Below are 9,482 nucleotides of genomic sequence, written 5' to 3' on the forward strand. Positions count from 1 at the left end.
GCTCAAACGATGGTGTGCCCGTGGCACGTGTTGCCACCTTGATGAGGCCTTATACATAGATGCAGCCGGCCTTCGGGGAATGAAAAAAGCGGTTGACGTAGGGGGCGAGTCCATACATAGGTTGGGGTGCAAACCCCAACGTCGTGATGCATGGACATGGCAATGTTGGGGTTTGCACCCCAACCTACGCGACGAATTGGAGCCTGGCCAGCTCGGCGTAAAGTCCGCCTTCGGCCAACAGGCTTTCGTGCGTGCCCTGCGCCACGATGCGCCCGCCATCCATCACCACGATGCGGTCCGCGCGCTGCACGGTGGCCAGGCGATGGGCGATCACCAGGGTGGTGCGGCCTTTCTCCAGTCGTTCCAGCGCCTGTTGGATGGCCGCTTCCGATTGCGCGTCGAGCGACGAGGTGGCTTCGTCCAGCAGCAACAGCGGCGCGTTGCGCAGGATCGCGCGCGCAATGGCGATGCGCTGGCGTTGGCCGCCGGACAGGCGCACGCCGCGTTCGCCCAGTTCCGCTTCGTACCCATCGGGCAGCATCTGGATGAAATCGTGCGCTTCGGCTGCGCGGGCGGCGGCGCGCACTTCTTCGTCGGTGGCGGTCTGCCGGCCGAAGCGGATGTTGTCGGCCGCGGTACCGCCGAAGATCACCGTCTCCTGCGGCACCAGCGCAATCGCGCCGCGCAGTTCGGGCAGCGTCATGGCGCGCAGGTCGATGCCATCGAAACGGATGCGCCCGCGTTGCGGGTCATAGAAGCGCAACAGCAAGGCGAACACCGTGCTCTTGCCGGCACCCGACGGCCCGACCAGTGCCACCGTTTCGCCGGGCCGGATGTCGAGATTGAAGCTGTGCAGCGCCGGCGCATCCGGACGGGTGGGGTAGTGGAATTCCACGTCCTCGAAACGCAGCGCGCCGCGCACCGGCCGCGGCAGGGTTTGCGGGTGAGGTGGGTTGGCGATGCTCGCTTCCTCACTGAACAGCTCGCCGATGCGCTCCATCGCGCCGGCCGCGCGCAGCACGTCGCCCCACACGTCCGAAAGGCCCATCATCGAACCGCCCGACAGCATCGCGTACACCACGAACTGCGCGAGCACGCCGGCATCCAGGTTACCGGCGAGTACGTCGCGCGCGCCCACCCACAGCACCAGTGTGATCGCGCCGAAGAACAGCACGATCACCGCAGCGGTGAGCCCAGTACGCATGCCGATGCGGCGACGCGCAGTGGCCAGGGCGCGTTCGATCGCCGTGCCATAGCGATCGCTCTCGATGTCTTCGCGCGCATACGCCTTCACCGCCGGCGCGGCATTGAGCGTTTCGTTGGCGACCGCCGCGGCATCGGCGAGACGATCCTGGCTGGCGCGCGAAAGTTTCTGCACGCGCCGGCCGAAAATCAGGATCGGCAACACCACGGCAGGAATCACCAGCGCGGTCAAACCGGCCAGGCGCGGACTGGTCCAAATCATCGCGACCGTCGCCCCCACCAGCATCACCGCGCTGCGCAAGGCCACCGAGATGCCCGAGCCGACCAACGCCTGCACCACTTCGGTGTCGGTGCCCAGACGGGAAATCAGTTCGCCCACGCGATTGCGTTCGAAAAAGCCGACGTCCAGGCGAATCACATGCGCATACAACCTGGCGCGCAACGCGGCCAGCGTGCGTTCGCCCAGCAACGTGATGCAGTAGTAGCGCGCGGCGGTGGCGAAGGCCATCACCAGGGCCACGGCGAACAGACCCAGAAAACTGGTGTTGATGGCAGTGATGCTGGAGTTGCGAAAACCGTGATCGATCATGTGCCGCACGGCCATCGGCAGCACCAGCGTGGCGCTGGAGGAAATGGCCAGAAATACCAGCCATCCCAACGCCAACGCGCGATGCGGCTTGATGAACGGCCATAGCAGCCGCAGGGAACCGATACGGCGACGTGGCTTGGGATCGTTCGCAGGAGTCGTGCTCATGAGGCCTCGCCACAGTCAGGATCGATCCGACATGGGGCTGGTGGCGAGCGATTCAATCATCGTCCTGGAGGCAGCCGAAACCCAACGTTGCCATGTGCAAAGGTTGCGCCCTTAGGAATCCAACAAAAACGCCTCGCTACGCCCACGGCTGATATCCACGATACGCGCCTTCACCTCCACCATCCGATCGGCAGGCACGCTCAGCTGCAAGGTGACGCCCTCGGCATCGAACGCCTCCTGCTCGAACGCGGCGCCAAGATCCTTCAGGCGCGCCTTCATCAGGGCAAGGTCGGCGAAGTCGCAGTGCACGCCCAGCCGCGCCATCGCCACGATCGGCGTGCGTTCGGCCAGCCGCAGGCACTCGGCGGCGGTGCCGCCATAGGCGCGCGCCAAGCCGCCGGCGCCGAGTTTGATGCCGCCGAACCAGCGCGTAACCACCACCACGACGCGGTCGATGCCCTGGCCTTCGATCGCCTGCAGGATGGGGCGGCCGGCGGTGCCGCCGGGTTCGCCGTCGTCGTTGAAGCGGTAATCCTGGCCGATGCGATAAGCCCAGCAGTTGTGCGTGGCAGAGGCATCGCTGACCTCCTGCACATACGCCAGTGCCTGCTGCGGCGTAGTCACCGGCGCGGCATGGGCGAGAAAGCGGCTTTTGCGAATGTCTTCGCTGTGCTGGTACGGGGCGGCCAGGGTGTGCAACATCGAGCTCATGCCGCAAGGGTAGGTGAATCGCCGCCGGCAGTCATATCACGTATACCCAGTTGCGTTACGCTGCCGGTTTTTGACGGGAAGGCGCGTGCATGTTGCTGCTGCTGTTTCTGCTTTGCGTGTTGGGTTATGCGGTCAGCCGCTTTCGCCGCGGGCGTGGCGGGTGGGTGTTTTATGGATTGGCGTTCGTGCTGTTCGTGGCCAGCGCCTGCGGACCGTTGCCGGCCTGGCTGCTGACCCATCTGGAAGCCCCGTATGCGACCCGGCCCAGCGTGAGCTGGACGCCGCGCAACGCGATCGTGATCCTGGGTGTGGGTACCTCGCGCGTCATCGCGACCGGACAGGTCAACCCCACCTTGTTCGCCGGCGTGCGGCTGGCGGAGGGCTACATCCTGTATCGCCAGTGCAAGCAAAGCGGCAACGACTGCAAGGTGATCGTCAGTGGCGGCGATCCGTTCCGCAACGGCGTCGCCGAAGCGGCGGCCTATGGCGAGGTGTTGCAGGGCATGGGGGTGGACCGCAGCGATATCCTGCTGGAAACACGCAGCATGAATACCTGGCAGAACGCGCAATTCGTGCAGCCGATGCTCAAGGCTTATGCGCCGCAGCGCGTGGTGCTGGTGACGTCGGCCGTCCATATGCGCCGGGCGCAAAAGTATTTCGAACACTTCGGTATCGATGCGCTGCCGGTGCGTGCGGATTACGCGGATGCGCGCCTGAGCTGGTTCCCGAACGGCTGGAACGTAGCGTTGACGGAAGCGGCGTTGCACGAATACGTGGGGGTGCTGACGTATCACATGTACAACGCGTTTGGGTGGAATGCGCCGCCCAGCAGGTATGGGGCGCCTTGAGCGTAGGCTTCAATAGCGACGCTAAATTTCAGCTTGCCATGATCCGTTCCCTCCCCTGCGAAGTAGGGGAGGGCTAGGGTGGGGTCAAGCAACCTCGCGATGAATTCCAACAGCGCCGCAAGCTCGCGCAACCCCACCCCCGACCCTCCCCTGCAAGCAGGGGAGGGAGAAAAGCAGCATCACGCAGCCTTCAACGACGCCATATCAATCACGAACCGATACCGCACATCGCTGGCCAGCATCCGTCCGTAAGCCTCGTTGATGTCCTGCATCTGGATCATCTCCACATCCGCGCCGATACCGTGCGCGGCGCAGAAATCCAGCATCTCCTGCGTTTCGCCGATACCGCCGATCAGCGAGCCGGCCAGCGATCGGCGGCCGAAGATCAGGCCACCGGCATGCACCGGCGGATTGACCGGCTCCACCAGGCCCACCAGCACGTGCACGCCATCCAGCTTCAACGTGGCGAGATACGGATTGAGGTCATGCTGGTGCGGCACCGTGTCCAGGATGAAATCGAAGTGGCCGGCGACGGCGGCCATCTGTTCCGGATCGGTGGAAAGCACCACGTGATCGGCGCCCAATCGGCGCGCTTCGGCTTCCTTGCCGGGCGAGCGCGTGAACAGCGTGACGTCGGCGCCCATCGCCTTGGCGAATTTCAGGCCCATATGGCCGAGGCCGCCAAGCCCGACGATCGCCACCTTGTGGCCTGCGCCGATGTTCCAGTGGCGCAGCGGCGACCAGGTGGTGATGCCAGCGCACAGCAGTGGTGCGGCGGCTTTCGGATCGAGGCCTTCGGGAATGCGCAGCACGAACTTGTCGGACACCACGATGCGCTCGGAATAACCGCCGAAGGTCATGCGGCCGTCGTGGCGATCGGTGCTGTTGTAGGTGAAGGTGGGCATTTCCTTGCAATACTGCTCCAGGCCTCGCGCGCAGGCGTCGCAGTGCTGGCAGGAGTCGACCATGCAGCCCACGCCCACCAGGTCGCCGGGCTTGAAGCCGGTGACTTGCGCACCGACCGCGGTAACGCGGCCGATGATTTCGTGGCCGGGCACCAGCGGATATTTGGCGCCGCCCCACTCGTTGCGGGCCGAGTGGATGTCGGAGTGGCAGACGCCGCAGTAGAGAATATCGATCATCACGTCGTCCGCGCGCGGATCGCGCCGTTCGAACTGGTGCGCAGCCAGGGGCGTGGTGGCGGATTGCGCGGCGTAGCCGCGAATGCTGAGGGCCATGCGGTTCTCCAATGGACGGGAGGGGAGGGGCGAGACCGCAAAGTATGCGCAGCGCAGCAAAATTCCCGGTAGCGCGATCCTGCTGGATGCTTGCACGATCCTGCAAAATGCCCGTGTGGGTACTCGCCTTGGCCTGTAGGAACAGGCAATCTTCGCTTGTTTTCGGCAGCCCACTCCCCCCGCATGAACAGCCAGCTCAAGCCGATCGAGATGCCCACCCGCCTCGAACAGGACCGCGAGGAATTGACAGCGCTGGTTGAACGATACGCTCAGGCCGAAGGCGTCACCGCCACGGCCTGGCCGGCGCTGTCGTTCTTTCGCGCCGATACGCCCAGCGACCGCAGCTGCGCCATGTACGAGCCCTGCCTGGGCCTGCTGCTTCAGGGCAACAAGCACATCCTGGTCGGGGAGGACCGCTTCGAGCAGGAATTCGGTCATTACCTGATCAACTCCATCGACGTGCCGGTAACCGCGCAGGTGGTGCGCGCTTCGCCGCAGGCGCCATGCCTGTGCGTCACCTTGCGCCTGGACCCGATGCGCATCGGCGAATGGCTGTCCGAGGTGGCATTGCCCAAACCCTCCGGCGCCACCGCGCGCGGCCTGGCCTTGAGCCCGGTCGGCACCGAAGTGCTCGACCCCTTGCTGCGCCTGGTGCGCCTGCTCGAGCATCCCGGCGACCTGCCGCTGCTGGCGCCGCTGATCGAACGCGAGCTGATCTATCGCCTGCTCACCGGCGAGCAGGGCGCACGCCTGGCGCAGATCGTCACCGCCGGCGGGCAGGGTCAGCAGATTGCGCGGGCGATCCAGTGGCTAAGGCAGCACTACAACAAGCCGCTGCGCATCGCCGAGCTCGCCAGCATGGTGAACATGAGCCCGTCGTCGCTGCATCACCATTTCCGCCAGATCACCGCGATGAGTCCGCTGCAGTACCAGAAGGTGCTGCGCCTGCATGAGGCGCGGCGCTTGCTGCTGACCGAAGGCTGCGATGTCGCGACCGCGGCGCATCGCGTCGGCTACGAAAGCCCCTCCCAATTCAGCCGCGAATACAGCCGCCAGCATGGCGCGCCGCCGCTGCGGGATGTGATGCGCCTGCGGGCGATGCCCAGTGCAGAGCTCGAAATACCCGCGTGACTCCAACGCGGAATGCACATGGCGACGTTGGGGTTTGCACCCCAACCTACGGCAGCGCGTGTAGGTTGGGGTGCAAACCCCAACATGGCCATATGCAATCAATGCGTGATATCGGGATCTTGCATCCTAACTACGCTTCCCGCACCACCATCAAGCGAATCTCGCTCATATCCTCGATCGCATAACGCACACCTTCGCGGCCGATACCGGACAATTTCACCCCGCCATACGGCATGTTGTCCACGCGGAAACTCGGCACATCGTTGACGATCACGCCGCCTTGCTCCAGCTCGTTCCACGCGCGCATGGCGTGATCGAGGCTGTCGGTGAAGATGCCGGCCTGCAGGCCGTAGTCGGAGTCGTTGACCATCGCAAATGCGTCGTCGATGCGTTCGAACGGCACCAGCAACGCAAACGGCCCGAACGCTTCCATGCGATTGACCTTGGCATCCTTCGGCACCTTCTCCATCAAGGTCGCTTCCAGCATGTTGCCCTTGCGCTTGCCACCGCACAGGATGGTGCCGCCGGCTTGCTGCGCTTCGTTGATCCAGCCTTCGAGGCGCTGCGCAGCCGCTTCATCGATCATCGGGCCGAGGAACACGTTCTTATCCTTCGGATCGCCCGCCTTGAGTTGCTGCACGGCTTTAACCAGGCGCTGCTTCAATTCGTCGTAAAGCGATACGTGAACATAGATGCGCTGCACGCTGATGCAGCTTTGTCCGGATTGATAGAACGCACCGAAGATCAGGCGCTCGATCACCCGATCCAGATGCGCATGCTGATCGGCATCCACGATGCATGCAGCATTGCCGCCCAGTTCCAGCGTGACTTTCTTGCGGCCCGCACGCGCCTTCAGATCCCAGCCGATCTGTCCGCCGGTAAAGGAAAGCAGCTTCAGGCGCTCGTCTTCGACCAGCGGCGTGGCGTGTTTACCGTCCAGCGGCAACACGGAGAACGCGCCCTTGGGCAGATCCGTTTCCGCCAAGACCTGGCCGATGATCAACGCGCCGATCGGCGTTTTCTCCGAAGGCTTCAGCACGAACGGACAACCCGCGGCGATCGCCGGCGCCACTTTGTGCGCCACCAGGTTCAGCGGAAAATTGAACGGCGTGATGAATGAAACGGGCCCCAGCGGCACGCGCTGCGTATAACCGCGATAGCCGCCCAGGCGCGAGGCGAGTTCGAGATTCAAGGTTTCGCCGTTCACGCGCACCGCTTCTTCCGCAGCGATGCGGAAGGTTTCGATCAGGCGCGTCACTTCGCCGGCGGCATCCTTGATCGGCTTGCCGGCTTCGATGCACAGCGCCATGGCGAGTTCTTCATGCCGTTCCTGGAAACGTTGCGCGCAATGCTGCAGCACCGCCTGCCGCGCCCAGGGCTTGAAGTTCTTCATGGGACCTGCGGCCTGCACAGCGGCGCGAATAGCCGCCTCGGTCGCCTGATCGTCCGGTATGGCCACGCGCGTGGCGATCTCGCCGCTGTATTTGTCGTACACCTCCATCAAGGTGGAGGAGGTACGCGGCTCGTTGGCGAGGTAGTAGGGATAGGTTTTGTCGAGCATGATCACTCCTTCACCGCTGCGCTTAGGCTGCGGATTTCTTCGTCGAGCACGCGGTGGTTGTCGGAATAGTCGATGGCCAGGTCGATCAGGTGCACGCCACCCTCATCGAACGCCTTTTCCAGTGTGGGTAGGAATTCATCTGCGCTGGCGGGGCGATGCCCGTGTGCACCATGCGCTTCGGCAAAACGTACGAAATCCGGATTGCCGAACTGCATGCCGTAATCGACGTAGCCCATCTCGGCCTGTTTCCAGCGGATCATGCCGTAGGCGTCGTCGCGCAGCAGCAGGATCACCAGATCGAGCCTCAGCCGCACCGCCGTTTCCAGCTCCTGCGCGTTCATCATGAAACCGCCGTCGCCGCAGATCGCCAGCACCTTGCGCTCGGGATACACCAGCTTCGCCGCCATCGCCGAAGGCAAGCCGGCGCCCATGGTGGCCAGCGCGTTGTCCAGCAGCACCGTGTTGGGCTGGCGCGCCTTGTAGTAGCGCGCGTACCACAGCTTGTACATGCCGTTGTCCAGGCACAGGATGCCGTCGTCCGGCATGACGCGGCGCGTGTCGGCCACGATGCGTACCGGATGCATCGGGAAGCGCGCCTCGTCGGCGTACTGGCCAAGCTGCGCATGGAATGCCTTGCGCACCTTGTTGAAGTAACGGAAATCCCAGTGCGCCTGTGCATCCAGCGCATCGGTCAGGCGTTCCACCGTGTGCGCGATATCGCCCACCACTTCGATCTGCGGGAAATACACGGTATCCACTTCCGCCGAGGAGAAATTGATGTGGATGACCGTGCGCCGCCCGCGCTGCATGAAGAACGGCGGCTTTTCCACCACGTCGTGGCCGACATTGATGATCACGTCGGCCGCGTCGATCGCGCGATGCACGAAATCGCCATCGGAAAGCGCGGCGTTGCCCAACCACAGATGATGCTCTTCATCCACCACGCCCTTGCCCATCTGGGTGGTGAAGAAGGGAATGCCGAGCTTGTCGATAAAGGCGCGCAGGGCCACCGCGGTGCGCTGGCGATTGGCCGCGGCGCCGATCATCAGGATCGGATGCTTCGCATTGCTGATCGCCTCGGCCGCTTGCACCAGGGCAGCATCGTCGGGCGAGGGGCGGCGGGCGTATTCGGTGGGCAGCAGGATGTAATCATCCACGCTGTCGCGCGCGATGTCTTCGGGCAGCTCCAGGTGCACCGCGCCGGGGCGCTCTTCCTCCGCGCGACGGAACGCTTCGCGGATGCGCGCGGGAATGGTCGCGGCCGACACGATCTGCCGCGTGTACTTGGTCAGCGGTTGCATCATGTCGACTACGTCGACCAGCTGGAACAGGCCCTGCTTGTGCGTGCGGATCGGCTTCTGGCCGGTGATCATCAACATGGGCATGGCACCAAGTTGGGCATAGGCCGCCGCGGTTACAAGGTTGGTGGCGCCCGGCCCCAGGGTGGACAGGGCTACGCCCGCTTCGCCGGTCAGCCGGCCCCAGGTCGCGGCCATGAAGCCGGCGGCCTGTTCGTGGCGCGTCACGATCAGCTTGATGGAAGACTCGCGCAATGCCTCGACCAGGTCGAGGTTTTCCTCGCCGGGTACGCCGAAGATGCTGCGCACGCCTTCGGCTTCCAACGCTTTAACGAACAGGGATGCCGCTTTCATGCATCGTCTCCAGGGGATAACGGATGCTATATGTACTCCAATGTTCGATTCGTGCGGTGATGCGTTTGAGTCGTGTGAAGAATGGATGCGTAGGTTGGGGTGCACACCCTGATATATCCCCACGTTTTTTCGTTTGGTGCACATGTGCCCGAAATGCCGTCATTCCCGCGAAAGCGGAGGCGCTTTTCAACAGCGAATGCTGGTCAATCGATCTTTGCTTTTACATCAGAGCAGATGGATTCCCGCTTTCGCGGGAATGACGGCCCAGTAATCTGGAAGATCATGTGCAAGGTGTATAGCTCGCTGATTTTATTGAAATCATCGAGCAAAAACGTGGGGATGCGTCAGGGTTCGCACCCCAACCTATGGACCTGCTGCAATCCC

7 protein-coding genes are annotated in these 9,482 nt (G+C 63.6%); 2 read left to right on the forward strand and 5 right to left on the reverse strand.

The annotated features are described in order from the left end of the window. Positions 1–184 precede the first annotated feature (184 nt). Positions 185–1,957 (reverse strand): ABC transporter transmembrane domain-containing protein, encoded by a 1,773-nt coding sequence (locus ACTHNE_RS04145; RefSeq protein WP_324942591.1) that lies wholly within the window; start codon positions 1,955–1,957, stop codon positions 185–187. A 111-nt stretch (positions 1,958–2,068) separates the two neighbouring features. After that, the gene (locus ACTHNE_RS04150) at positions 2,069–2,668 is read right to left on the reverse strand and encodes an IMPACT family protein (RefSeq protein WP_324942594.1); all 600 of its coding nucleotides are present in this window, start codon (positions 2,666–2,668) and stop codon (positions 2,069–2,071) included. Between the two features lie 89 nt (positions 2,669–2,757). On the opposite strand from ACTHNE_RS04150, the gene ACTHNE_RS04155 reads away from it, so the two are divergent. Then, on the forward strand, positions 2,758–3,516 hold the full coding sequence (locus tag ACTHNE_RS04155; protein WP_440268624.1) for a YdcF family protein: 759 nt from the start codon (positions 2,758–2,760) through the stop codon (positions 3,514–3,516). Between the two features lie 179 nt (positions 3,517–3,695). Here the strand turns inward: ACTHNE_RS04155 and ACTHNE_RS04160 are convergent, their stop codons facing one another. Further along, positions 3,696–4,754 (reverse strand): NAD(P)-dependent alcohol dehydrogenase, encoded by a 1,059-nt coding sequence (locus tag ACTHNE_RS04160; RefSeq protein ID WP_440268625.1) that lies wholly within the window; start codon positions 4,752–4,754, stop codon positions 3,696–3,698. A 183-nt stretch (positions 4,755–4,937) separates the two neighbouring features. On the opposite strand from ACTHNE_RS04160, the gene ACTHNE_RS04165 reads away from it, so the two are divergent. After that, complete coding sequence (locus tag ACTHNE_RS04165) at positions 4,938–5,885, forward strand: AraC family transcriptional regulator (protein WP_324942603.1); 948 nt, start codon at positions 4,938–4,940, stop codon at positions 5,883–5,885. Between the two features lie 130 nt (positions 5,886–6,015). Here the strand turns inward: ACTHNE_RS04165 and ACTHNE_RS04170 are convergent, their stop codons facing one another. Continuing rightward, a complete protein-coding gene (locus ACTHNE_RS04170; RefSeq protein ID WP_440268626.1) occupies positions 6,016–7,446 on the reverse strand; it encodes an aldehyde dehydrogenase family protein in 1,431 nt (476 codons plus the stop codon). A gap of 2 nt (positions 7,447–7,448) precedes the next feature. After that, positions 7,449–9,098, reverse strand: a complete 1,650-nt coding sequence (locus tag ACTHNE_RS04175) for an acetolactate synthase large subunit (protein ID WP_324942611.1) — start codon at positions 9,096–9,098, stop codon at positions 7,449–7,451. Between the last annotated feature and the right edge of the window lie 384 nt (positions 9,099–9,482).

This window comes from Dyella sp., assembly GCF_051954575.1.
In the GTDB taxonomy this organism is placed as follows: domain Bacteria; phylum Pseudomonadota; class Gammaproteobacteria; order Xanthomonadales; family Rhodanobacteraceae; genus Dyella_B.

Coding starts and splice junctions, on each gene's coding strand:
- ACTHNE_RS04145 (WP_324942591.1), bottom strand. CDS start 1,957: ATGAGCACGACTCCTGCGAACGATCCCAAGCCACGTCGCCGTATCGGT.
- ACTHNE_RS04150 (WP_324942594.1), bottom strand. CDS start 2,668: ATGAGCTCGATGTTGCACACCCTGGCCGCCCCGTACCAGCACAGCGAA.
- ACTHNE_RS04155 (WP_440268624.1), top strand. CDS start 2,758: ATGTTGCTGCTGCTGTTTCTGCTTTGCGTGTTGGGTTATGCGGTCAGC.
- ACTHNE_RS04160 (WP_440268625.1), bottom strand. CDS start 4,754: ATGGCCCTCAGCATTCGCGGCTACGCCGCGCAATCCGCCACCACGCCC.
- ACTHNE_RS04165 (WP_324942603.1), top strand. CDS start 4,938: ATGAACAGCCAGCTCAAGCCGATCGAGATGCCCACCCGCCTCGAACAG.
- ACTHNE_RS04170 (WP_440268626.1), bottom strand. CDS start 7,446: ATGCTCGACAAAACCTATCCCTACTACCTCGCCAACGAGCCGCGTACC.
- ACTHNE_RS04175 (WP_324942611.1), bottom strand. CDS start 9,098: ATGAAAGCGGCATCCCTGTTCGTTAAAGCGTTGGAAGCCGAAGGCGTG.